Annotated in this window: 19 protein-coding genes; all 19 read left to right on the top strand. The window is 42.2% G+C overall.

Going from position 1 to position 26,851, the window contains the following annotated elements:
- Window positions 1-3: 3 nt before the first annotated feature.
- The 19 genes from LVD17_RS27690 (at window position 4) to LVD17_RS27600 (ending at window position 26,848) form a co-directional block, all read left to right on the top strand.
- On the top strand, window positions 4-5,016 hold the full coding sequence (locus LVD17_RS27690) for a translocation/assembly module TamB domain-containing protein (RefSeq protein ID WP_233763604.1): 5,013 nt from the start codon (window positions 4-6) through the stop codon (window positions 5,014-5,016).
- On the top strand, window positions 5,013-7,313 hold the full coding sequence (gene tamL, locus LVD17_RS27685) for a translocation and assembly module lipoprotein TamL (protein WP_233763602.1): 2,301 nt from the start codon (window positions 5,013-5,015) through the stop codon (window positions 7,311-7,313). Before LVD17_RS27690 ends, tamL begins: the two co-directional genes overlap by 4 nt.
- Window positions 7,314-7,436: 123 nt before the next feature.
- Entirely contained in the window at window positions 7,437-8,132 is a 696-nt protein-coding gene (locus tag LVD17_RS27680) for a YiaD family glycine zipper/OmpA-like lipoprotein (protein WP_233763600.1), read from the top strand.
- A gap of 192 nt (window positions 8,133-8,324) precedes the next feature.
- A complete protein-coding gene (locus tag LVD17_RS27675; protein ID WP_233763598.1) occupies window positions 8,325-10,217 on the top strand; it encodes a BamA/TamA family outer membrane protein in 1,893 nt (630 codons plus the stop codon).
- Between the two features lie 175 nt (window positions 10,218-10,392).
- Window positions 10,393-10,557, top strand: a complete 165-nt coding sequence (locus tag LVD17_RS27670; protein ID WP_233763596.1) for a hypothetical protein — start codon at window positions 10,393-10,395, stop codon at window positions 10,555-10,557.
- A gap of 30 nt (window positions 10,558-10,587) precedes the next feature.
- Window positions 10,588-10,992: a HepT-like ribonuclease domain-containing protein gene (locus tag LVD17_RS27665; protein WP_233763594.1), complete on the top strand. Its 405-nt coding sequence runs from the start codon at window positions 10,588-10,590 to the stop codon at window positions 10,990-10,992.
- Window positions 10,993-11,056: 64 nt separating this feature from the next.
- A complete protein-coding gene (locus LVD17_RS27660) occupies window positions 11,057-11,497 on the top strand; it encodes an Hsp20/alpha crystallin family protein (protein ID WP_233763593.1) in 441 nt (146 codons plus the stop codon).
- Between the two features lie 511 nt (window positions 11,498-12,008).
- Window positions 12,009-13,334, top strand: a complete 1,326-nt coding sequence (locus LVD17_RS27655; RefSeq protein WP_233763592.1) for a c-type cytochrome — start codon at window positions 12,009-12,011, stop codon at window positions 13,332-13,334.
- Between the two features lie 41 nt (window positions 13,335-13,375).
- Window positions 13,376-16,498 (top strand): TAT-variant-translocated molybdopterin oxidoreductase, encoded by a 3,123-nt coding sequence (locus LVD17_RS27650; protein ID WP_233763591.1) that lies wholly within the window; start codon window positions 13,376-13,378, stop codon window positions 16,496-16,498.
- 31 nt (window positions 16,499-16,529) lie between these two features.
- On the top strand, window positions 16,530-17,897 hold the full coding sequence (gene nrfD / locus LVD17_RS27645) for an NrfD/PsrC family molybdoenzyme membrane anchor subunit (protein ID WP_233763590.1): 1,368 nt from the start codon (window positions 16,530-16,532) through the stop codon (window positions 17,895-17,897).
- Between the two features lie 2 nt (window positions 17,898-17,899).
- Entirely contained in the window at window positions 17,900-18,430 is a 531-nt protein-coding gene (locus LVD17_RS27640; RefSeq protein WP_233763589.1) for a DUF3341 domain-containing protein, read from the top strand.
- A 14-nt stretch (window positions 18,431-18,444) separates the two neighbouring features.
- Window positions 18,445-19,080 carry a c-type cytochrome gene (locus LVD17_RS27635; RefSeq protein WP_233763588.1) on the top strand — a complete coding sequence of 212 codons (636 nt, stop codon included), beginning with the start codon at window positions 18,445-18,447 and terminating at the stop codon, window positions 19,078-19,080.
- A gap of 73 nt (window positions 19,081-19,153) precedes the next feature.
- The gene (locus LVD17_RS27630) at window positions 19,154-20,536 is read left to right on the top strand and encodes a quinol:cytochrome C oxidoreductase (protein WP_233763586.1); all 1,383 of its coding nucleotides are present in this window, start codon (window positions 19,154-19,156) and stop codon (window positions 20,534-20,536) included.
- A 39-nt stretch (window positions 20,537-20,575) separates the two neighbouring features.
- The gene (locus tag LVD17_RS27625) at window positions 20,576-21,640 is read left to right on the top strand and encodes a cytochrome c oxidase subunit II (RefSeq protein WP_233763584.1); all 1,065 of its coding nucleotides are present in this window, start codon (window positions 20,576-20,578) and stop codon (window positions 21,638-21,640) included.
- 13 nt (window positions 21,641-21,653) lie between these two features.
- The gene (locus LVD17_RS27620) at window positions 21,654-23,528 is read left to right on the top strand and encodes a cytochrome c oxidase subunit I (RefSeq protein WP_233763582.1); all 1,875 of its coding nucleotides are present in this window, start codon (window positions 21,654-21,656) and stop codon (window positions 23,526-23,528) included.
- Complete coding sequence (locus tag LVD17_RS27615) at window positions 23,515-24,570, top strand: COX15/CtaA family protein (protein ID WP_233763580.1); 1,056 nt, start codon at window positions 23,515-23,517, stop codon at window positions 24,568-24,570. The genes LVD17_RS27620 and LVD17_RS27615 overlap by 14 nt, the downstream gene beginning before the upstream one ends.
- Before the next feature lie 4 nt (window positions 24,571-24,574).
- Window positions 24,575-25,462: a heme o synthase gene (cyoE, locus tag LVD17_RS27610; RefSeq protein ID WP_233763577.1), complete on the top strand. Its 888-nt coding sequence runs from the start codon at window positions 24,575-24,577 to the stop codon at window positions 25,460-25,462.
- Window positions 25,463-25,473: 11 nt separating this feature from the next.
- Window positions 25,474-26,055: a cytochrome c oxidase subunit 3 gene (locus LVD17_RS27605; RefSeq protein WP_233767997.1), complete on the top strand. Its 582-nt coding sequence runs from the start codon at window positions 25,474-25,476 to the stop codon at window positions 26,053-26,055.
- A 22-nt stretch (window positions 26,056-26,077) separates the two neighbouring features.
- The gene (locus tag LVD17_RS27600) at window positions 26,078-26,848 is read left to right on the top strand and encodes a cytochrome c oxidase subunit 3 (RefSeq protein WP_233763575.1); all 771 of its coding nucleotides are present in this window, start codon (window positions 26,078-26,080) and stop codon (window positions 26,846-26,848) included.
- Window positions 26,849-26,851 lie beyond the last annotated feature (3 nt).

The raw sequence follows: 26,851 nt of genomic DNA, 5'->3' as shown, positions 1-26,851 counted from the left end.
GCAATGAAAGCAGGTAAGTTTAAAACCATATTGCTCAAAATACTCAAATCAATAGGATGGTTCCTGCTTGGGGTCATCCTGTTGTTGGTGATACTGGTATTTTCTTTGAGGATACCGGCCGTTCAGCAATATGTAACTACAGAGGCAGTTAACTTTTTTAAGAGCAAGACCAATACCGAAGCCCGCATAGGAAGGTTATATGTTGATTTTCCCACTGCTATTGTTGTTGAAGACATATACATAGAGGACCTTAAAGGCGATACATTGGCATATTGCCATTATTTAAGAGTAAACACCGATCTGTGGGGATTGCTCGACAACCGTTTCGAAATTAATGATCTGGAAGTCAGACAGCTTGTCTCCAATATCCATAATCAGGAAACTGACAGCACTTTTAATTTTCAGTTCATAGCGGATGCCTTTGCCACCCCTGCCAAACCGAAGGATACAACAGCCACCCCAGCCAAACCTTTCACGTTTGCCCTGTATGAAGCCGATATTGAAAATGCAAGGGTAAACTATAATGACCTGTACAATGGCATGAAACTCTTTGTAAACCTTGGACATTTCTATGCTGATATTTCCAGGTTTGATCTCAATCAATCTGCAATTACCATTGATCAGGTTACGTTGGAAAATAGCACCGGAGCATTCACCATACTCAAAGAGACCACCTCTACGGATACCGCCTCGTCACAGGTTTTTGATATAGAAGGCAAAGAACTGCTGGTTGATCATGTGAAATTTACCTTTGAAGATAAGCCCGGGCAAATGAAGGTCCGAACGGACATTGGACATGTAGAAGCAGAAATTAAAGAACTGGATATAGCCAGCCAGGTTTACCAGGCCAAAAGTATCGCTATAGCCAATACCTTTGTTTCCATAGATCAGTTTAGCAATCCCGGCGATACGATTGGCACGGCGGTGCAGGATACCATACCTGCCGATGAACTTAAAATGCTGGCATCTGCAGAGCAGGCTTCCATTCAAAATATTGCTTTCAGATTTTACGACCATAACTATGAACCTGCCAAAGGCTTTGATCCTTACCATATGTGGTTTCAACAGCTAAGTGCAGAGCTGGGTGAAGTACAGTTCGAAAATGGGTACGCTCAGGGCAAGGTCAGCAGCCTTTCTGCTAAAGAAAAAGGAGGAATGGATTTGGAGCAATTAAAGGCTGAGTTTAAGTATGGACGAGAGGCTTCCTATGTTCGAGATCTTAATTTAATCACCCAATACTCCAATTTAAACGGAGACCTCGAAATTGCCTACCCATCAATAGAGGCTCTGCAGCAAAATCCTCAACAGGTAGAAATCAATGCAGATTTCAGAAGATCAAAATTTGATATGGAAGACCTGTATTATTTCCAGCCTGCGCTAAAATCGCAAATACCATATTTAACAGGTAATACCAGCGATATTGTATTTGAGGGCCAGATTTCGGGCAAACTGGCCGACTTACAGATAGCCGGGTTTTATGCGGAAGCACTCCACTCCACTACCGCTGCTATAGAAGGGGCAGTACAGGGCTTACCAGACATCAACCATGCCCGCTGGAATATAAAATTACAAAAGCTGGCAACCACTAAGAGGGATCTCTATACCATTTTATCGGATACACTAATACCCCCAAATATCAGCCTGCCACCTTCAATGAAGGTATCCGGTTCTTTTAAGGGTACCATGAACGATTTCAAAACAAAGGCAACAGTTACCAGTGCTTATGGAGATGTAAGTGCCGATGTAGACATGGCCATGCTTCCCGACAGTCTGTACACTTACCAGGGAAATGTCAACGTGGACAGCTTCGACCTGGGCAAGCTGATGGCTGGCGACACTACTATGGGCAAGCTTACCTTACAGGCAGAGGTGGATGGGAAGGGCTTTGCCCTGGAAGAAATCAATACCAGGATCGAAGGAAAAGTAGCTTCATTAGGCTACAATAATTACACTTATAATGACCTCACAATCAACGGAAGGGTACATGCGAGGGAGTTTAACGGTGAATTGGCTATGAATGATCCTAACCTGGATTTTGACTTTAACGGGCTGGTAAACCTGAACGACAGTGTTCCCCGGTATGAGTTTTCATTAGACTTAAGATCTGCCGACCTTAAAGCTTTGAATTTTGCTCAAAATGATCTCAGGCTTAGAGCAAAAGTAACTTCTGACATCAAAGCTTCATCCGTTGAAAATATCAACGGCACACTGGAAGTCGAAGATTTTGTAATATCCCGGGGAGAAGAGTTATATAGAATAGACACCTTTTTGTTATCATCAACCACCAATAAAGATATTACCGATATCTCTATATACTCCAGGGTACTGGAAGCAAACTTTGAGGGTAACTTTGACCTGGTAACACTTCCTCAGGTTTTGCAGCAGCATTTTAACAGGTACTACTCACTAAACGATGTGGAAAATGTCGAGAAGCTCGCCCATCAGGAGTTTACCTTTAGTATCAATATTAAACGTCCCCAGTTCTTTTCCGAAATGATTATTCCGGGGCTTGAAGAACTTCAGCCCGGCCCGATCAGAGGAAAGTACAATAGCGAGCAATGGATGCTGGATATCGATATAATCTTGCCCAAGGTAGTTTATAACGGTATAACCATCGATTCATTAAATGTTGATATACAATCTGACGAAGAATACCTTAACTATGAAACCAGGATCGGAAAACTGGCCACAGGAAGTATGGTCGTTGACCACGTTAGTCTTTCGGGAGTCGTAGAGGCAGACCACATTGAGACCGACCTCAGGATAATGGATGATGAGGGAGAAAGAAAATACCACTTTGGAGGGATCTTCATTAGCGGACCAGACTATTACAGGTTTCAGTTCACGCCCGGTGAGTTCGTTCTCAATTATGACCCGTGGGACATAAAACCAAGCAACAGCCTTGATTTTTACCCTTCCGGCCTTTGGGTAAAGAACCTGTTCCTGAACAATGGAAACCAGGAGATCAAAATTGAGTCCATCATTAATCAACGAGGAGATAGTGTGCTTACAGCCGGTATTACCGATTTTGATCTGAGTTTCCTGGGCAAACTGGAGGAAGCAAAGGGTTATCTTATCGGAGGGATATTGAACGGAGATATCGACATTAATATGGAGTCATCCAAATTTGCTTTTACCTCCGATATTAATATCAATGACTTCAGCTACAGGGGAGACACCTTGGGGAAGGTTGTGCTTCATGCCTATAACACCAATAACATAAAATATAACCTCGACCTTGATATTACCAGCCAGACCAATAACCTGAAGGTAGATGGCTATTACCTTGCCGATAGTGTGCCTACCCTAAATCTGGAGGCCAATCTTGTACGTCTCGATCTTTCCACCGTCGAGTCTTTTACCATGGGTCAGCTGCAGGATATGAATGGCCGGCTTACCGGCAACCTGAAAGTAGCAGGCACATTAACTGACCCTGATATTAATGGTAAACTGACCTTTAGCGAAGCGTCTTTCAGAGTTAGCTACTTGCAAAGCCTGCTAAGTGTAAATGAGGAAAGTATTATCTTCAATAAAACGGGGATAACCTTTAACGACTTTATTCTAAGAGATAAAGATAATAATGAAGCCCACATTGACGGAGAAATGTTAACCGATAACTATACAGCCTATGAGTTTGACCTGGAGATTAAAGCTGATAATTTCCTTCTACTTAACACAACCGAAGATGACAATGACCTGTTTTACGGTAACCTTGCTATAAATACAACTGCACGGATCACGGGTACATCCAATCAGCCTGATATACAGCTAAACGTAAGCCCGAAGTCGGGCAGTAACCTGACCTATGTTATTCCGGAAGAGGAGATCCAGATCCAGGAACGTGAAGGCGTGGTAGAATTTTTTGACAAAGACCTTGAGGAGGATCCGTTTCTCGAAGGAAAGGAAACCTCAGCAACCACTGACTCAATAAGTGCTGCATTGCAAGGGTTAAACCTTACGGCAAAAATTGATGTAAACCGTAACAGTACCTTTAGCGTGGTCATAGATCCGGTTACCGGTGATAAGCTCACGGTGCAGGGAGATGCCAACCTTACCCTGGGGATTAAGCCATCAGGCGATATTACACTCACAGGCCGCTATGAGGTATATGACGGAGCCTATAACCTAAACTTCTACGGTTTGGTCAAAAGGGAGTTTGATATCAGGCAGGGCAGCTACCTCATATGGACAGGCGACCCTCTCAATGCCCGAATGGATATCACAGCCACCTATACGGTTTCCGCGGTATATGAAATCCCGGGCGGCATCAATGAAACTTCTACCCAAAAAGCTCCTTTTATTGTTTATCTGGATATCAAAAACGAATTGCTTAATCCCGATATAACATTCAGGTTGGGGCTGGAAGAAAGCGCGGCAGCATCAGGAGCCGAGGCCTTTGTGGCGCAGGTTAATAAAAATCAGAATGATGTCAATACCCAGGTGTTTTACCTCCTGTTATTTAAATCAACCAAAGACCTGGAGTCATTCAGTACCACCGGCTCAGGTGGCAATATAGCAGAATCTACTGCCAGAAGCAGTGCCAGCCGAATATTGAGTAATCAGTTAAATAAACTTGCAGGAAAAATAGAAGGAGTGGAGCTAAGTCTTGATCTTCAGTCATATAATACTTCAGGCACTGCATCAGGGGGCACTACACAATTGGAACTAGGGCTGTCCAAACAACTTTTCAATAATCGTGTTGTGGTGAAAGTAGCCGGAAACTTTGGGCTGGAAGGTGAGCAGGCCGAGCAGCAGCAAAGCCTCTCGGATTTTGCAGGAGATATTCGCATAGAATACAAACTCACTGAAGACGGGCGTTTCAGGCTCGTCGGATTCCGAGAAAACGAATACGACAACCTGCTTCAGGGAGAGGTAATTAAAACTGGTGCGGGTGTTATTTTTGTGCGCGATTATGACTCTTTTAAAGAACTGTTCAAAGTGAAGGATAAAAAGAACGAGGAGAAAAACCGCCAGACGGAAGAAAATAAAGAAGTAAAACAGTCTACAAACCAGTGAACCGACACCATACAAATATTTTAGTTTTACTAATTATTGCCGTGCTTTCAGGGGCCTGCAGTGGGGCCAAATACCTGGGCGAAGGCCAGAAATATTATGATGGTGCCGAGGTTAAAATAGTTTCTCCAAAGGGAATAAAAGGGAAGGTAGAAATGAAAATAGATCTGGAAGAAATGCTGACCCCCGAGCCCAATGTAAAGCTGCTGGGATCCCGGCCAAAAGTATGGTTTTATAATATAGCAGGGGAACCTAAAAAAGAAAAAGGCCTGAAATACTGGATGAAAACAAAACTGGGAGCCCCGCCTGTTTATTACTCTGATGTCGATATTTCGCGTAATGTTAACCTACTGGAAAACAAACTAAATAATGAAGGGTATTTTCAGGCCTATGTTACTTACGAAGTTAAGGAAGGGAACCTGGCCAATACCATTGTTTTTAAGGCGCATGTGAGCGAGCCCTATCGCTACGATACCGTACGTTTCCCTCCCGGAGAAGAGACGCTACCACGGTCGATCAGAGGAATAAGAGAAGGCACGCTGCTGGAAACCGGACAGCGGTACGATCTGGATAAAATGAAAAGCGAAAGGGCAAGAATAGAAAAAGAACTCAAAGATCAGGGATATTTTTATTTTGACGACAGGTATTTGCTATTCAGGGCCGACAGCACCCTTGGTAACAGAAGAATAGACCTGCATATGACCGTAAAAGAAGATGCACCGACCCAGGCACAGGAAATATATCGCATTGGTGATATTCAGGTTTACCCAAATTATCAGTTTGACGGGCAAGGGACCACGCAAAGTGTGGACACCACTATGGTGGACGATATCCATTATATCCATAGTGACAACGCCTTTAAACCTGAGGTCATTACCCGGCATGTCAGGCTGAGAGAAGGTGATATTTATACCAAAGAGGCAGAGTTGGTTACACTTAACAGGCTCATTCAGCTTGATGTTTTTAAGTTTGTGAATGTTGATTTTAAAGATATGGGGCATAATGAGTTGAGGGCGGATGTATTCCTCACACCTTTTAAGAAAAAGTCCATAAGACTGGAGTTGCAGGCCGTATCAAAGTCGAATAACAATGTTGGTCCGAACTTTACCGCATCCTTTCGAAACAGAAACTTTCTCAGAGGAGCCGAGCGCTATGAGCTTAACCTCACGGCCGGATATGAGGTGCAGGTAGGCGGGCAGACCGACCAGCCACTAAACTCTTATATTCTGGGAGTAGAGAATGTACTGACGGTTCCCAGGTTCGTAACGCCGCTCAAAATCGAAAATGTTTCATCCCGGTTTGTGCCCGAAACAAAATTTAAGCTGGGATTCAAAACCCTTCAGCGCGTCGACCTTTTCAGGTTAAACTCAATAGATATTGACTACGGGTTCTCCTGGCACGAAACAAAAACAAGAAGACACGAGCTATATCCCGTAAGCATAGATTTTATCCAGTTGGGCAATGTTTCAGAAAGGTTTGATAGCGTACTGCAAAATCGCCCCACCTTTGCCAGAAGTTATGAAGAGCAGTTTATAATGGGTACCACTTACTCATTTTACTACAACTCTCAGGGTAAGGAAGAAAGGGTAAACAGAACGCACAATTTCTATTTCAATGGCAATATTGACGTTGCCGGTAACCTGGTACACCTGCTGCAGTCATCCACCAGCTCCGAAAACAACACTGATGACAACCCATATCAGCTGCTGGGGTCGCCATACTCACAATTTGTAAAAACGGATCTTGATTTCAGGCATTTCTGGCGTTTGAGCTCTACCACTAAGCTTGCGTCCCGGCTGATAGCCGGAATAGGATATGCCTATGGCAATTCGGTAGTTATGCCTTATACAAAGCAATTCTCAATAGGGGGCTCAAGTAGTATCAGGGCATTTAGAGCCAGGTCCGTGGGGCCGGGTATATATGAAGCCCCCGAAGATCAAAATTATATAGACCAGACTGCCGATATCAAGTTAGAAGGAAATGTGGAGTACAGATTCGATATTATTGGTGCCTTTAAGGGGGCCGTGTTTGTAGACGCCGGTAATGTCTGGACCATTGAGGAAGACGAAAACAGGCCCGGATCCACATTTGACTCCTCGGAGTTTTACAATCAGATTGCCGTGGGTACTGGTGTTGGCCTGAGGTTCGATGTTCAGTTTTTTGTGCTCCGTTTTGATCTTGCCTTTCCATTGAAAACCCCCGCAGACGACAAATGGCGTTTTGGCGACATAGCCATTAGCGACAGAGAATGGCGCAGCCAGAACCTCGTGCTTAACATAGCCATAGGGTATCCTTTTTAATCAATATGTAGATTTTGTTCTACAAGTTTAAGTGCTGCATATCAGGTAGGAATAGGATAAATGGCATATTCAAAACTGGTATTCATTTTGGTTTCTTTTAAACTAAGATTAAAAAACAGAATTATGGAACAAGTTAGAAATAGACTAATATCACTGGCTACCGCAGCTTTTATATTAATGGCATTTGTTTTTGGCTCTTACCTGATGTCCGGTTGCCAGGCCAGCAATACTACTAAAGGGGGAGCCATAGGAGCGGCTTCAGGCGGGGCTATTGGAGCAGCCATAGGTAGTGCATCGGATAATACCGCTGTTGGTGCCATTATAGGAGCGGCCGTAGGTGGTACTGCCGGAGCCTTAATCGGGCGACGCATGGATAAGCAGGCCGAAGAGCTAAGAAGAGACCTTGAAGGTGCAGAGGTTGAGAGAGTAGGTGAGGGTATTAAAATTACTTTTGATTCGGGACTGTTATTTGACGTAGACTCCTATAACCTGAAACCTGCTACAAAGGCAAACCTGAATGATCTTGCCAATACCTTGAAAAAATATGAAAACACTGACATTCTCATAGAAGGACATACGGATAATACAGGTTCGGACAGCTACAACCAGTCCCTGTCAGAAAACCGTGCCGGTGCTGTGACTAATTATATCAGTGCCCAGGGTGTAAGCAGAAGCCGGATCACTACTATGGGCTATGGCGAGGCACAACCCGTTGCTGATAACGGTTCACCCAGTGGCCGTCAACAAAACAGAAGAGTTGAAGTGGCTATTTATGCCAATGATAAAATGAAGAAGATGGCTGAGAGAGGTGAACTTTAATAAATAAAAACTGATTTAATAAGCATTACTAATATCCATAAACCGTTATACTTTAATTAGAGAAATTAATTTATCTTAAAACCCCGGTCTTGCCTTTTACTGGCAGATGGGGTTTTTCTTTATATAGTGGAGTTTTTTACGTTGAGACAACTAATTATTTTTATTGTAGTGTTTTGGGCTTGTTTACCATTAATGGCACAAAAAAAAGGTAAACAGCTCGTTGACAGTGTTCATGTGAAGGGGCGGAGTATTTTAATTTTAGGAGACTCTTCTATTTATGTGGAGCACGATACTATTTTGGTGTTGCCCGATACAATAGCTGCAAGGCTCAAGCGAGATGAAACTAAGAGGAGTGAGGAGTTTTATAGAAAAGTAAAAGAGAGGCTATATAAGACCAGATTTACCAAAGAACTGTACCGCCTGCTCTTTAATGATGTGAAAAAACCGGAAGAGAACACACCGGAACCCAAGGCAATCATTACCAACGGCAACTATAAAAAGTACGAGGGGAAGGTAATCAACAGTATAAGGATAAAGAAGCTTGAGGTATTCGGAACAAGAATTAGCGACACCACCAAAAATTATGATTCCTGGGCCATAAATCTGGCCAATGATATGCACGTATACACCCGAAGCCGGATTATAAAAAGCAATATATTCTTCACGGAAGGTGACCGCGTAGACCCTGATGCATTAGCTGATAGTGAACGGATACTGAGAAATCTGCCATATGTCAAAGATGCGCGTATTTATGTGATATCCAGGAAAGGAGTGCCTGGTGTGGAAGTGCTGATTATTGTTAAAGACATCTGGTCCATTTCAGGCGAGATCAGCGTCGACAATATCGAAAGGAGCGATTTTGCAGTTATCGATAAGAATTTTCTGGGACTGGGACATGAGTTCAGAAACGAATTTTTGTATAATACCGAATATGTCCCGAAAGTGGGATACAATGGTACCTACAGTGTCAATAATATCTATAAGACGTTCATTACAGGAGAAGTTAATTATGCCCGTTCAGAACCACTGGATAGGGTAGGTTTCCGCCTTTACCGCAATTTTATTACACCCGAGATTAAGTATGCAGGAGGTATTGAAATAGATAAAAGCAATATACTTCTCAGCAGAATATTTCCGGATACCACCATAGAGTTCTATACCAAATTCAATCAGCAGGATCTCTGGGTCGGCCGGTCATGGCTGATCAGTGAAACAGAAAACGGAGGAAGGACCAACCTGCAGCTTGGGGCCAGGTTTGACAGAACAAGGTATCTTGACAGGCCAATGGTAGAAAAGGATACCAATCAGCAGTTCTTCGATAGAAATCTATATTTATTTTCTGTAGGTATCTCCCATCGTAGCTATGAAAAGAGCTCGCTCATATTAGGTTATGGGCGTACAGAGGATATTCCCAGTGGATATCTTCTGGAGTTCACTACCGGTAAAGAGGTTAATGAATTTTATAACCGTGCTTATCTGGGATGGCGCCTTTCCACGGGGCGCTACTTTGGGCGACTCGGATACATCAGGCCATCCCTCCACCTGGGAGGTTTCGTCAGGAAGGGCCGGGTTGATCAGGGAGTATTCACACTGCAGGGAGATTATTTCAGCCCTTTATACAGGCTAAAAAAATTTAATTTCAGGCAGTTCCTCAGGCTGCGCTATACTACCGGCATCAATCGCTACGACAACGAATATGTTAATATCAATAACCAAAACGGTATAAGGGGCCTTAATTACACCTTCCTGCGAGGTACCCGGAAACTGTCCTTCAGCTCCGAAACTGTGGCTTTTACACCATATTATATCATAGGTTTCAGGTTTGCATTTTTTGCATTCTTTGATTTGGCGCTTGTCAATGCAGATCATGGCAAGCTACTCAAAAACCAGCTATACCAGGGGTACGGTTTGGGTGTACGCTTGCGAAATGAAAACCTTGCGATTAATACCATTCAAATCAGGCTGGCCTGGTATCCGGCAACCCCACCCGGCCTGGCTGGTGTTGGATTTGATCTTTCAGGGCAGACCCCTTTACGCATTTCCGATTTTAGAGTTGAAGAGCCATCCGTCGTAGAGTTTGACTAATTTCATTTCATCAACAAATCTGTAGAACCACTTACACGGACCTAAACAAAGTATCTGTGCTAAATCAAAGAGAGCACTGTTTTTGAGGATGGCATGAATTTTTTACTTATATGCTTGAAAGAGGCCTGTTCATCTGAAGTTCAAGGCTGATATCTATCTTTAAACAGAGTTACAAATGAAAAAGACACTGGTAATCATAGGCATATTTATGGTACTCTCATTGGGATGTGAACCCAAAAAGGGGACCATTGAAGATAAGGAAGCCGTAAAACAAGACACCGTTGATCCCAGAGAGGGCGAAGGAGAGGGGGATGTTGGAGAAGGTGTTTATGGCAGGTAAGTAAAAACGTTAAATTTAAACCTAACGGATATGACAAAGGAGGAGCAACAACTACACCTTAATAACATTATCAAAGGCATTGAAGAAATTCAGGAAGAGACGCGTGGATTGAACTACCGGCAGTTTACTGAAGAGGAACAGGTTAAAGAATCAGTCTATATGAATTTCCAAATGATAGGGCAGGCAGCTCATGAACTTGAAAGCGGCTCGGATGATGTTCCCGGCCTGAATTTTAAATCAGATATTTTGAGCGGTTTCAGAAATGCGAGGTACAACGGGGAAGCCGAGCTCGACCACCAGATGATCTGGAATGTAATTGAAAATGATCTCGAAATCATCAGAGATGAAATCATGGAAACTTCTGCCGAAATGGACCGGCCTTCCGAAAACGAACTAAAAGAAGCTGATATTGAAAACACCGATCGCAGGGATTAATCTGAGCGAAGGTAGTTAATATCTCATGAAGGAAGTATTCTTGAAATAATCAAACCAAAAAGTCATGTTATACGATTTAGATAAACGCAAAAAGAGAGAAGATTTAAATGAAGGGTTCTGGGATGATTTCACTAACAGGGATTTGTTCGAGGACTTTCCTGTCAGAGCACGGAGGCAAAGCAGGCCGGCAATAAACATCATAGAAAATAGCAAGGAGTTTATTATGGAAATGATTTCACCCGGCATGTGTAAGAAAGATTACAAACTAGAAGTGGAAAACGACATACTTTCAATATCCGGAGAAAGAAAGCCGCAAAGTACAGCAGAAGGAAAGTATACCCGCCGGGAGTACCAGGCAGCAGCTTTTACGAGATCGTTCCTTTTGCCCGAATATGTCAATAGTGACGAAATATCGGCGCGCTGTGAAGACGGCATCCTTACTATCCACATACCCAAAAAAGAAGAAGCCAGAATACAGCAAAAACGAAATATCAGTATCTCCTGAAGAGTATAGCGTATAAATGCTTAAGTATCATTTTTAAGCCACGCACCTTGTAAATTTGCCACAAGGTTTAGCGTGGCTTTTAACTTCTGTTAATCAGGAATACATAGATTGTATTTCGCTACAATCAGTTCCCCGACAGTTTGCCCTTCTGCTTTAAATCCACTAACTTTTGAGAGTCATAAAAAAAATGGGAATATTAGTTTGATAAACCGAATATATTCCCGGATCAGATTTTGTGTTTTATTGATACCGTTTATCAAAAAAATATGGGTAAAAATGACAGTATAAAGCGGTGTTATTATTTATAAATATTCTAAATAGTTACCCAAAACACGTTTTTTACTTGTATTAGGGCATTTTTGATCTTCTCATACGGTAAAAGCCAGCATCTGGTTGCAAATAGAGTTAAATGGTGTTCTAAATATGTTTGAAATAATAGAATCCGATAGTAGATTTGTGCCCGGGTTACGATATGCAAGAGCTGCATTAACGAGTTATAAAATACATTAACATGACGCCAAACAAATTACTGACTCGCGTTTTTTTAGCATTTACACTAGCAAGTTCACTTTTACTTTTTCACAATTCTCAGGCTCAGGAAGCCGCTCAACAAGATACGGCAGTTGCTGAAGGTAATGATGAGCAACCGGCTGCACAAGGTGCTGCCTCAGGGTTGCCCACAGAGGCTGATCGCATAAGCGAAGGTCAATCATTATTTAATGCCAACTGTAAAACCTGTCATAAGGTTAAAGAGAAACTTGTAGGGCCTGCGCTACAGGGCGTTTATGACAGAGCTCCATCCATTGACTGGATTGTTGACTTTGTGCATAACTCATCAAAAGTAATTGCTAGCGGCGACGATTACGCAAATAAATTATACCAGGAGTACAACCAGACTCAGATGACAGCGTTTCCTACGCTTTCAAGAGATCAGATTCTTAATATTTTAGGGTACATCAAGCAAGAGGCCGAAAAAGCCCCTGAGGTAGTTACTCCAACTGAAGGAGCTGATACTGCACAGGCAACGGGTGAGGGCGTTCCTGCAGGGTACCTAAATGCAATTATGATTGGGCTGGTTATAGTGCTGGTTCTGATACTTGTTGTGTTAATATTAATAACTACTGTACTCAGAAAGTATCTTAATCAACAAAAAGACCTTGACGAAGAGGATAAAGAGATAGTAAACGCATCGTTCAAACTGGATGCGGTATTCAAAAGTAAGCCATTTCTGTTTCTTGTCGTTTTCATTACAACAGCAATCGTTTTCAAGGTTGTAATAAATAATCTTTATGCCGTAGGCGTTCAGCAGGGATATGCCCCTAAGCAGCCGATTGCATTCTCGCACAAGCTTCATGCGGGAGAAAATGATATTGACTGTAACTACTGCCACACAGGTGTCAGGATCAGTAAAAACGCCAATATACCTTCTCCCAATATTTGTATGAACTGTCATACAATGATCAAGAATGTTGCCGGCCAGTCAGGTGTTTCTCCTGAGATCCAGAAGATATATGATGCCATTGAAAATGACAGGCCTATTGAATGGGTAAGGATACATAACCTTCCTGATCTGGCTTATTTTAATCACTCCCAACACGTAGAAGTTGGAGGCATCGAGTGCCAGACTTGTCATGGTGAAATACAGGAAATGGAAGTTGTACGTCAGCATTCATTGTTGACTATGGGATGGTGTATCGACTGTCACAGAAAGACAGACGTTAACACCAAAGGCAATGAGTACTATGATAATTTAGTTGAGTTGCACGAAGGGCAAAGCAAAGAGGCATTGAAAGTAGAAGACATCGGAGGCTTGGAGTGTTCTAAGTGCCATTATTAAAATAAAAAACTGATTATAAGATTTCCATCTATTGATAGATTATGAGCGATAATAAAAAGACATACTGGAAAGGCATTGAGCAGTTATCAAATGACCCCGCATTTGTAAAAAATGCAGACAAGGAATTCCCCGAATTCCTTCCCATCAACCAAAACGAAGGAGGCGGAAGCAGTAGAAGAGACTTCTTGAAAATGATGGGTTTTGGTATAGCGGCAGTATCATTGGCAGCCTGCGAGGCTCCGATCCGCAAAGCTATTCCTTATGTTAATAAACCTGTTGACGTAGATCCCGGTGTCCCTAACTATTACGCGTCTACCTATACCAGCGGTGGCGACTACTGTAGTATTTTGGTTAAGACCAGGGAAGGACGTCCTATAAAGATCGAAGGAAACAAACTTTCTAAAATTACTCAAGGCGGAACCAGTGCTCAGGTACAGGCTTCCGTTCTTACTTTATATGATAATGAGCGCCTTGTAGCGCCTGTTATAGGTGGAGAAAAGGGTAGTTGGGAAGATCTTGATAAAGCTGTAATAGGCAAGCTGGGCAGTATAGCGGCTCAGGGAGGGCAGATCAGAATTGTTAGTAACACAATTCTTAGCCCTACAACCAAAAAGGTGATTGACGATTTTAAAGCAAAATACCCTACAGCACAGCATGTTACCTATGATGCAGTTTCTGCACACGGTATACTGGCAGCCAATGAGCAATCGTTCGGTGAAAGGGCAATACCTTCTTACGATTTCAGTAAAGCTGATATCATAGTAAGTTTTGGAGCTGACTTCTTAGGTACCTGGGTGTCACCTGTTGAGTACACTAAGCAGTACATTAAAACGAGAAAAATTGGTCCTAACAAAAAGACCATGTCCCGTCACTACCAGTTTGAATCAAACTTATCCACAACCGGTGCCAATGCCGATTACAGAACCCCGATTAAACCTTCTGAAGAAGGTAAGGCTGTAGTTGCACTTTATGAAGCCATTACGGGAGGAAAAAAATCGCAGATTAAATATATTGATAAAGCGGCAGCTGAGCTTAAAAAGGCAAGAGGCAAGTCTCTCGTTGTTTCTGGTTCAAATGATCCCTCCGTACAACTTGTAGTCAATGCCATCAATAATGCTCTCGGCAACTATGGAACTACCATCGATATGTCAACACCTGCATACTATCGCCAGGGAAATGATGAAGAGATGAAAAAGTTTGTTGCTGATGCTAAGGCTGGTCGTATAGCGGGAGCGATATTCTACAATTGCAATCCTGTTTATAACTACAAAGGTAGCGAGGACCTTGCAGGTGCATTGAGCAAGATATCTCTTAAAATATCTACATCAGACAGGCCCGATGAAACGGCAGTTGCTTCTGATTATGTGGCACCAGACCACCATTTCCTTGAGTCATGGGGTGATGCTCACCCAAAGAAAGGGCACTACAGCCTTATACAACCTACTATTACACCAATTTTTAAAACCAGACAGGCTGAAGAGAGTCTCCTGAAATGGTCAGGAGTTGAAACCCCTGATTATTACACTTACCTGAAAAATACCTGGAACAGAGATTTGGGTGTTAGTAACTGGGATCAGGCCCTTCATGATGGTGTATACTATGGCAGCGGTGTAAGCAATACAACAGAGGCCGACACAGTGGCAACTGATATATCCGCAGCGGTGGGTGCTGCAGTAGTTACTTTCAGTGGAAATGTTAGCGCAGCTGTTCAGGCTATAAATAAGAACTATAAAGGCTCAGGTATTGAGCTTGCTTTATACCAAAAGGTAGGAATTGGAGACGGTGCACAGGCCAACAACCCATGGTTGCAGGAGATGCCGGATCCCGTTACAAAAGCTACCTGGGATAACTATCTGACAGTATCCAAAAAATGGGCAGATGAGAACGGCGTAGAGTGCTTTGAAGGAAAGTGCAACATGGCCAAGCTTACCGTTAAGGGAGCATCAGTAGTAGTTCCTATACTCATTCAGCCAGGACAAGCCGAAGGTACAGTAGGTTTGGCCTTGGGGTATGGTCGTTTAAATGCCGGTAAAGTTGCTAATGGCCGGGGTGTGGATGCCTATCCTTTCGTAACCACGCTTAATGGTACTGTTAGCTACAATGTACTGAGTGATGTAAACGTTGAAGTACTTTCTGAAAAGTATCAGATAGCTCAGACCCAGACACATCAGACCTACATGGGCAGAGACAACGTAATACAGGAATCAATACTTTCTGAGTATAAGGCTAATCCTCTTGCGGGACGTCATGAGCCTAAGATTTCTACCTGGATGTCAGAAGACGGTAAAGTAGATGCAGGAGCATTATCACTTTGGAAAGGTCACAAATACAACAATCACCATTGGGGTATGGCTATTGACCTTAACTCTTGTACGGGATGTAGTGCCTGTACCATTGCCTGCCAGGCAGAGAACAACGTTCCTGTTGTGGGCAGGGAAGAGGTGATCAACAGAAGAGATATGCACTGGTTGAGGATCGATAGATACTATAGCAGTGATGCCCCGGCTGATGATCTTAAAGGATTGGAGCAGGCAGCAGCAAATCCTGAAGTTACTTTCCAGCCAATGCTTTGCCAGCACTGTAACAATGCTCCATGTGAGACTGTGTGCCCTGTTGCAGCAACCACCCATAGCACGGAAGGGCTTAACCAAATGACATATAACAGATGTATCGGTACAAGATATTGTGCGAACAACTGTCCATATAAAGTAAGACGTTTCAACTGGTTCAAATACCATGATAATGGCAACTTTGAGAACATCAACACTGCCATGAACAATGATCTTGGTAAGATGGTACTGAACCCTGATGTTACCGTAAGATCAAGAGGTGTAATGGAAAAATGTTCTTTCTGCGTTCAAAGAATCCAGTATGCTAAACTTGAGGCCAAGAAAGAAGGAAGAAGACCTGTTGACGGTGAAGTGACAACAGCTTGTGCAAGTGCATGTCCAACTGACGGTATCGTATTCGGTGATATGAACGATAAGGAAAGCAGAATTTACAAACTGTTGAATATCAAGGATACTGAACTGGCCGACTATATCACTGAGAAGGAGATACATGAGCCAAGGGCATATCACGTGCTGGCAGAAATAGGAACAAAACCTAATATCACTTACCTGACTAAAATCAGAAATAAGGATAAAGAGGAAACCAAAGCTTAAAACTTACTTAGAACAAATTAACTAATATAATATGCAAGTTACTTCATCCGTTCGCGAACCATTAGTTACCGGTGGGAAGACCGTTCATGATGTTACGGAAGATATCTGCAGACAAGTAGAAGGAAAACCAACCAAGTCGTGGATGATGGGAATGGCTATTTCCCTGGCCACTCTCGGTATTGGTACCTATGCCGTTTTCATGCTCTTGTGGGAGGGTATAGGTGTCTGGGGATTAAATAAAACAGTAGGATGGGCCTGGGATATTACCAACTTCGTATGGTGGGTTGGTATTGGTCACGCAGGAACACTTATTTCAGCAATTCTCTTACTTTTCAGACAAAAATGGAGGATGTCCATTAACCGCGCTGCAGAGGCAATGACAATCTTTGCCGTTATATGCGCAGCATGTTTTCCGGGGTTGCACATGGGCAGACTTTGGGTAGGTTTCTACTGGGCTCTACCATTACCAAATACATGGGGATCGTTGTGGGTAAACTTTAACTCACCTCTGTTATGGGACGTGTTTGCGATCAGTACATATTTTACAGTATCCCTGGTATTCTGGTACATAGGCCTCATTCCTGATTTTGCATCAATCAGAGATCGTGCAACCAACAAGATTTCAAAGGCCGTTTACGGAGCACTTAGCTTCGGGTGGGACGGAGCAGCCAAAACCTGGATGCGCTATGAGTCTGTAGCACTTATTCTGGCAGGTTTGGCAACGCCTCTTGTACTTTCAGTTCACACCATTGTATCTTTTGACTTTGCTACATCAGTTATACCCGGTTGGCACACCACCATTTTCCCTCCTTATTTCGTTGCAGGAGCAATATTCTCCGGTTTTGCTATGGTACTTACCCTGATGCTGGTGACCAGAAGAGTTTTTAAACTTGAAGATTACATTACTATCAATCACATAGAGCTGATGAATATCGTAATTATCATTACAGGCTCTATTGTAGGTATAGCTTATATCACTGAGTTCTTTATCGCATGGTATTCTGGTGTTGCTGCAGAGCAATATGCATTTATCAACAGGGCTACAGGCCCTTACTGGTGGGCGTACTGGACCATGATGACGTGTAACGTTATTTCACCTCAGCTATTCTGGTTCAAAAAGATCAGGACGAATATTGCAGCTACATTCATATTGTCAATCATTGTAAACATAGGTATGTGGTTCGAGCGTTTTGTAATTATCGTTACCTCGCTGCACCGCGATTACCTGCCATCAAGCTGGGCAATGTTTTACCCTACGTTCTATGATGTAGGAGTGTATCTGTTTACCTTCGGTTTATTCTTTACAGCATTCTTGTTATTTGCCAAGTTCTTCCCTGTAATCAACATGGCCGAGGTTAAGAGTATTATCAAGTCATCATCTTTAAAAAGCAATAAGTAAAAATGGAAAGTAATAAAAACTTTGTATTAGGTATTTATGATGATGAGGATGTTCTCTTGAAAGCCGTAACCAAGGTAAGAGAGAGCGGAGTCAAAATTCATGAAGTATATTCTCCTTTTCCTGTTCATGGTTTAGATGAGGTACTGGGTTATAAAAGAACCAGACTTCCTATAGCGGCATTTTTATTTGGGCTGCTAGGTACTACGCTGGCACTGACCATGCAGACATGGATGCTGGGTTTTGACTGGCCTATGATTATCGGAGGTAAGAACTTTGCATCTTTACCACCATTTGTACCAGTTACATTTGAGCTGACCGTTTTGCTTTCAGCTTTGGGCATGGTAGGTACATTTATGATAGTAAGTGACCTGAAACCTTATAAAAAAGCCAGGTTAATGGATTTAAGAATTACCGATGATAAGCACGTAATGGCCATTGATCTTGCAAAAAATAAATTAACTATAGATCAGATCAAAAGTATAATCGGTGATAGCGGGGCTACCGAGGTCAATGATAAAAAATTTGAAGATTAAGAATTTTTTCGAGCATGAATATATATAAACATATAAAATTCGCTTCTCTTTTTGCTGTAGGTGCTGCACTTACTGCCTGTGGTGCTGAGGGAGACAATCAGGGGTTGGAGTATGCACCTAACATGTATCACTCTGTTGCCTACGAGCCACTAAAGCAGATCACCGATGAAAGTGCCGGTAATATGGCAGAACTTTTTGACAGTAATGAGGATAATCATGGTGAGTATTTCAACTCTAACCCATTGAACCCTCACGGGATGACAATGAGAGTGCCCCCTGCCAATACTGTTCCGAGATCTGATAAAGGGTATTTGCCTTACAGAATTCCAAAAGATAGCCTGGACCTGGCAGCCAGAACTATGAAAAGCCCTCTACCTAAGACTGACGCAGTTTTGGCTGAAGGTCAGATACTTTACGGAAGGTTCTGTGATCATTGCCATGGTGGGGCCGGTCAGGCAGATGGTCCCGTTGCAGAAAAATACCCTGGTATAGCTAACCTTACGGGAGCTGCTTACCAAAATATTACGGAAGGACATATTTTCCACGTTATTACCTGGGGGAAGGGGTTAATGCAGCCTCACGGGTCTCAGATTCAACCTGAGGACAGATGGAAGATTGCCAGATATGTTAAAAAACTTCAAAACCAATAATTCACCGGATACCCTGTTTGGCGAATTATAAATTGATATAAAGACAATGCCTTGGGCATAAAATATAATTGAAATGACTGAAGAAAGATTTTCGTTTACCTCCGGAGCTAAGAAGACCTTAATGATCAGTGGTATCGTTGGATTCGTGCTTTTGATTTTAGGTGTATTTATGAATATGAACTCTGGCCATGGACATGGAGATGAGCATCATGGCGAGGAAGAGCACGCTGCTTTACATCAGGTACCTGATAACCTGGTAGCAAGTTCAGAGACACCTCAGGATGGAGCAGGAGAGCATGCTGAAGAAGCACATGGAGAAGATGGCGGACACCATGGTTCTGCACCCTGGTTAAAAAACCTTTTTAACAACCTTTGGGTAAACAACGTCTATTTTACAGGTTTGGCCATCATCGGATTGTTTTTCGTAGCTATCCAGTATGCCGCACAGGCCGGTTGGTCAGCAGGTATGAAGAGGGTGCCACTTGCTATGGCTCATTGGTTGCCATTTGCAGGTATATTAATGTTTATTTCTTGGTGGATTGTGCGGTTGGATGTATTTCACTGGACACACGGTGACCTTTATCACGGAGACCATGCAGATAAAATACTATTAGGTAAGAGTGCTTTATGGTTCTGGCCTTTAGAAGCGGGTTCTGCAATTCCGTTATTTTACCTTCTTCGAATGGTCGTATTCTTTGCATTGTGGTACATGTTCTTTATCTGGATCAAAAGAGAAATGCTGGCAGAAGATATTGATGGTGATGTTAAACACTGGTATAAGGCAAGAAAGTATTCTGCTATCTTCCTGGTGGTATTTGCCGTAAGTTCTTCAGTGTCTGCATGGGATTGGATCATGTCAGTTGATCCTCACTGGTTTAGTACCATGTTTGGGTGGTATGTATTTGCCAGCTGGTGGGTAAATGGTTTGGCTGTAATCACACTTATCGTAGTTATACTTAAGCAAAATGGTTACCTGAAGGTTGTAAATTCCAACCACTTGCATGACATCGGTAAATTTATATTCGGTTTCAGCATCTTCTGGACTTACATCTGGTTCTCACAGTTCTTGTTGATATACTATGCCAACATCCCTGAGGAAACCATCTACTTCATTGAACGACTGGATTCAAGTCAGTATAAGTGGGTATTTTTCCTTAACCTGCTTTTAAACTTCCTGTTGCCGTTCTTATTGTTGATGACAAGGGATGCAAAAAGACATATGTCTTTGCTAAAGCTCGTTTGTCCCATAGTTATCGTAGGTCACTGGTTTGATTTCTACCTGATGATAACACCTGGTGTTATGCAGGAAAACGGAAGCTTTGGCTTCACAGAAATTGGTATGTTTATGATATTTGGTGTAGCGTTTTTGTTTGTAACACTCTCGAACCTGGCAAAGGCTCCGTTATATGCGAAGAATCATCCTATGTTAGAGGAAAGTTTACATCACCATATTTAATAGAAACAGAATTAAATTTAAAGATTAATATATAGGGATATGTTCGAAGTGATTATTGCTATAGGTGCCATTCTTCTGTTGGTTATTCTATTGACATTATTTAGAATAGGCACACTGGTCAATGTAGTAAAGGGTACAGACAAAAAGGTCGTAAGCACCAGCAACAAGGTAAACGCAGCACTGATGATAGTATTCATGCTGGGAGGATTAGGACTCTTTTTCTGGTATTCATTTGGCTATTTTGACAAATACACTATTCCGGTGGCTTCTGTTCATGGTGCTGACATAGACACTACTTTCTGGATCACCACTGCTATAACAGGATTTGTTTTTATCCTTACCAATGTGCTGTTATTTGTATTCAGCTTCAAGTATCAGCATAAGGAAGGGGCAAGAGCTACTTTCTTTCCTGATAATGTTAAACTTGAAATATTATGGACAGTAGTACCTGCTATTGTGCTTGCTACGCTTGTGTTCTCAGGTTTGAGAGCATGGAATAGCATTACCTCACCGGCATCCTCAGAAGCTGAGGTTGTCGAAGTTATGGGGTACCAGTTTGCATGGGCAGTAAGATACCCTGGAGTAAAAGATAATCAACTCGGTGATTACGATTTTAGATTGATCAATGATAAAGAAGGAAACCTCTTCGGAATAGATGTTACCGATGAGAACTCATATGATGATTTTGTTCCTTTGGAGATGCACATCCCTAAAGGGAAAGAGGTTCTGTTAAACATCAGGGCAAGAGACGTATTACATAGTGTATTCATCCCGCATTTCAGAGTGAAAATGGATGCAGTACCCGGTATGCCTACCCATTTCAAATTTATTGCAACCAAGAGCACTCAGGAAATGAGATCAGAGTTAGGTGACCCTGAGTTTGACTACTTTATCACCTGTACGGAAATCTGTGGTAGGGGACACTTCTCTATGAAATTGAAGGTGGTAGTAGATGAACCTGAAGATTATGAGGCATGGAAAGCTGCCCAGCCAACATGGTTGAAGCTGAATCCGGATTACTTGGAAAAGGTACCGGCCGACAAAAGAGAACTGGCAATCATTAAGGCCGGAATCGATAAAGAAGAATTAGAAGCATCATTATAGAAAGTTAGATATTATGGCAACTGCTGATATACACATTACTGAAGAAACTCATCATGATGGTCATGAGCATGATCACGATCATCATGGCAATTTTTGGACAACTTATGTTTTCAGTACCGACCATAAAATGATCGCCAAGCAATTCCTGATCACAGGGATTTTTTGGGCGCTTATTGGTGGTACATTATCTGTTATATTCAGATTGCAGTTAGGTTTTCCGGAAGCTGAGCTTGGCTGGTTGAAGCCTGTTCTCGGTGGCTGGATCACTCCGGATGGTAAACTTGACCCTGAATTTTACCTGGCCCTGGTTACCATGCATGGTACCATCATGGTATTTTTTGTACTTACTGCAGGTTTGAGCGGTACTTTTGCCAACTTCCTCATACCACTGCAAATTGGTGCACGCGATATGGCGTCAGGTTTTATGAATATGCTTTCTTACTGGTTCTTCTTTGCGTCCAGCGTTATCATGTTCATATCTTTGTTTATTGAGACAGGACCCGCTTCGGGAGGATGGGTAATCTATCCGCCTTTAAGTGCTTTGCCCCAGGCCGTAAACGGTTCCGGTTTAGGTATGACCCTGTGGTTGGTGGCTATGGCGTTGTTCATTGTATCGTCATTATTGGGTGGTATCAACTACATCTCTACGGTTATCAATTTGAGAACCAAAGGGATGTCATTCGCCAAACTGCCGCTTTCAATTTGGGCATTGTTCCTGACAGCAGTAATCGGTTTGTTGTCATTTCCGGTACTGTTTTCAGCAGCTTTATTGCTGATCTTTGATAGAAGCTTTGGTACCAGTTTCTACCTTTCTGATATTTATATTAACGGAGAGGCACTTCCTAACCAGGGAGGTAGCCCAATATTGTTCCAGCACTTATTCTGGTTCCTCGGCCACCCTGAAGTATACATTGTATTATTACCTGCGTTGGGTATTACATCTGAGGTTATTGCAACCAATTCACGTAAGCCTATCTTTGGTTACAAAGCAATGGTTGGGTCAATCTTATTCATTGCTATATTATCCTTCGTAGTATGGGCTCACCACATGTTTGTGTCGGGTATGAACCCTTTCCTGGGGTCAGTATTTATGCTATTAACATTGATCATTGCGGTACCTTCGGCAGTAAAAGTATTTAACTACCTTACTACTTTGTGGAGAGGTAACATCAGGTTTACACCTGCCATGCTTTTCTCCATTGGTTTGGTATCATTCTTTATATCGGGAGGTCTTACAGGTATACACCTGGGTAATTCTGCCATTGACATTCAGTTGCACGATACATACTTTGTTGTAGCTCACTTCCACCTTGTTATGGGTAGTGCGTCTTTCTTTGGTATGCTTGCAGGTATCTATCACTGGTTCCCTAAGATGTTCGGTCGTATGATGGATGCGAAGCTTGGTTACATACACTTCTGGTTGACATTTGTTGGAGTTTACCTGGTGTTCTTCCCTATGCATTATATAGGTATAGCGGGATACCCTAGAAGATATTACTCGTTCACTAACTACGATGCCTTTAATTCATTCTCTGATTTGAATATGCTGGTGAGTATTGCGGCTATCCTTACTTTGGCGGCTCAGTTTATCTTCATATTCAACTTCTTTTATAGCATGTACAGAGGCAGAAAGGCTTCGGCTAACCCGTGGCAGTCAAACACCCTGGAGTGGACAACTCCTGTGGAACCTGGACATGGAAACTGGCCGGGAGAGATCCCTACCGTTTACAGATGGCCATATGACTATAGTAAGCCTGGTGCTAAAGAGGATTATATCCCTCAGCACATACCTTTTTCTATGACTCCAGAATCAAATCTTCCTCACGAGAATGATATGATCAAATTAGAAGGAGATGAGACGAAGGTTGTAGTGGATGAAAAAAAGTAACATAGAGAACAGCAGGCTATTCTCAAGGTTTAGCCTGCTTACTCTTATTGCTGTATATTTATTAATACTGGTAGGTGGCATAGTAAGGAGCACCGGCTCCGGAATGGGGTGTCCTGACTGGCCAAAATGTTTTGGCAATTGGGTACCTCCGACAAATGTTAGCCAGCTTCCGGAAAACTACAAAGAGATTTATTCTCAAAAGAGAGCGAAAAAGAATGAGCGTTTTGCTAAATACCTTTCAGGGCTAGGATTTGATGAAACAGCTGACAAAATACTTACAGATGAGTCTATTTTAGTTGAAGCTGATTTTAACAAGCAAAAAACCTGGATCGAATATATCAACAGACTATTAGGTGTCCTGATAGGAATGTTAATCATTGGAACGTTCGTTTTATCGATAAGATTCTTGAAAACTGACAGAACCATATTCTATGTTGCATTAGCCACTTTGCTGTTGGTCATATTTCAGGGATGGATCGGATCTATTGTAGTGTCAACAAATCTGGTACCCTGGACAATCACATTACACATGTTTCTGGCGCTGCTAATTGTGGCATTGTTGGTATATCTGGTACATAGAACTGATTACTCGGCTGGAGTTGCCATGTGTTTCCGTAACAGAACAGTATTTTTGGTTGTTCTTGTGGCATGTATGATCACTTCGCTTATTCAGGTGGCACTTGGCACACAGGTTCGTGAAGCAATTGATGTCATTGCAGCTCAATACGATTATACCAACAGGAATTTATGGGTGGGGGAAATCGGGACTTCATTCCTGATTCATCGCTCTTTTAGCTGGTTAATATTATTACTACATGCAGTATTGATATATATTCTGTTTAAAACAAAGTCCGGTTCCGCACTTACTGTTGGATTAATGGCTGTAGTTGTGCTTACCGTTCTAACAGGAGTTGTTATGGGATATTTCGGTATACCGGCTTTTATACAGCCCGTTCATTTATTGCTCGGAACGTTGATCTTCGGCATGCAGTTTTTACTATTTTTGCGGGTGAGTGGAGTAAAAGGAAAATTGGCATTATAGCATTATGATTTTAAATGATACATACGGACTTTCAATGGCAGGCAGGCTCAGGGCTTACTTTGAACTAGTTAAGTTTCGTCTGTCTTTTCTTGTAGCATTTTCATGTGGCTTTGGCTATGTGTTGGGTGCCAGTGGCACAATGAACTGGGTACATTTCGGCATGCTGTGTCTTGGAGGATTTCTGGTATCGGGAGCTTCTATTACTATTAATCAGATAATAGAGAAGGATCTTGATAAATTAATGACAAGGACAATGAACAGGCCACTTCCGACAGGTAGAGTTACTGTTGGAGAAGCGGCGGTATTCGCTTTTGTATGTGCAGCGGTTGGGTTAACCATCCTTATGCTCTATACCAATATGTTGACAACGTTACTGTCGCTGCTTTCCATGATCCTCTATAGTTTCGTTTATACACCTTTGAAAAGAGTAGGCCCTATTGCAGTATTCGTAGGGGCCATACCCGGTGCCCTCCCGCCACTTTTGGGCTGGACGGCCGCCACAGGTGCAATTACTTATGAAGCGCTGATCATTTTTGGAATACAGTTCATTTGGCAGTTTCCCCATTTTTGGGCCATAGCCTGGGTAGCCGATGAAGATTATAAAAAGGCAGGCTTTAAGCTTCTGCCATCCGGTGGAGCCAAAGACCTCAATACTGCTATACAAATTATGATATATACCTTATTCTTGCTTCCGTTGGGATTACTTCCTGCAAAGTTTGGAATTACAGGTATTGACTCAGCTATTGTTGTAACTGTTTGTGGTGTTTTGTTTTTAAGCCAGACATTTGCATTAATGAAAAATGGCAACAGAAAGTCTGCCATGAGAATTATGTTTGGATCGTTTTTGTATCTGCCTATAGTGCAGATTGCCTATTTGTTGGATAAAGTGTAAGTAGAATGGAGATGACGTCAGATTTGAAATTAGTAGAAGATCCCAAGAAACCATTATCAATGAACCCGAAGAAATTTGCTCTTTGGCTGTTCATGATTACTGTGGTGATGATTTTTGCGGCTCTTACCAGTGGGTATATTGTACGACAGGCTGAGGGCAACTGGGTAATGTTTGAGTTGCCATTTGAAATGTGGGTGACCACTGGTATTATTTTATTAAGTAGTGTTACCATGCATTGGGCTTATCTTGAGGCCAAAAAGGATAACCTGGAAAGGGTGAAGCTGGCAATATCAGTAACCACCGTTTTAGGAGTCTTATTTTTGATCGGGCAGTTTTATGTCTGGAGTGTATTGGTAGATAGTGAAGTATATTTTGTTGGAAATCCTTCAGGGTCGTTTTTATATGTATTATCAGGTTTGCATGGTTTACACATTGTAAGTGGTGTTATATTTCTGATAATTGTATTAATTTCAACCTTTAAATATAAAGTACATTCAAAAAGCCTTAACCAGATTCAAATGTGTACATCGTATTGGCACTTTCTGGATGCACTTTGGATTTATTTATTTGTTTTTTTATTGTTGAATCATTAATTAGAGATTTAAAGAATCATTTATGTCAACTACCGCACATACAATTGATGACCCAAAGAGAAGTATTTGGGACGGTGGGCAGTCACCTTTGAAGGCAAGCTATGGAAAACTCATGATGTGGTTTTTCTTGCTTTCAGATGCTTTTACATTTTCTGCTTTGTTAATTACTTACGGACTGGTCAGATCTGCGCACCCTGCATATGATGGCGCTGCAGATGCTTTCACGTTCTCCAATACTTACTGGCCTATTCCTGAAAAGGTTTTTGAGGCGGTACCTTTTCTTCATGGCGTAAGCCTTCCATTGGTATTTGTAGGTATCATGACGTTTATACTCATTATGAGTAGTGTTACGATGGTACTGGCGGTAGAAGCGGGACATAGAATGGATAGAAAGAATGTAGAGAAATGGATGCTGTGGACTATCATAGGAGGTTTGGTGTTCCTTGGATGCCAGGCTTGGGAGTGGTCTCACTTTATACACGGTACTGATGGAGGTACAGTCATGAGCTTCCTTGTCAACGGAGAGTGGATAGAGAAAACTATTTTTGGTGCAAATCTGGCTGTTAATCAGTACGGACCACCAGATTTTGCTGCATTCTTCTTCTTTATTACCGGCTTTCATGGTACTCACGTTTTCAGTGGTGTGGTATTAAACTTCATTATTTATTACAATACCGTTACCGGAGTCTACGATAGAAGAGGACACTATGAAATGGTGGAGAAAGTAGGGCTTTACTGGCACTTTGTAGACCTTGTTTGGGTATTTGTATTTACATTCTTTTATCTGGTTTAAGAC

Origin of the sequence: Fulvivirga ulvae (genome assembly GCF_021389975.1) — a bacterium.
GTDB lineage: Bacteria > Bacteroidota > Bacteroidia > Cytophagales > Cyclobacteriaceae > Fulvivirga > Fulvivirga ulvae.
Note: the sequence above shows the minus strand (reverse complement) of the source record. Positions and strands in the feature narration are given on the sequence as shown.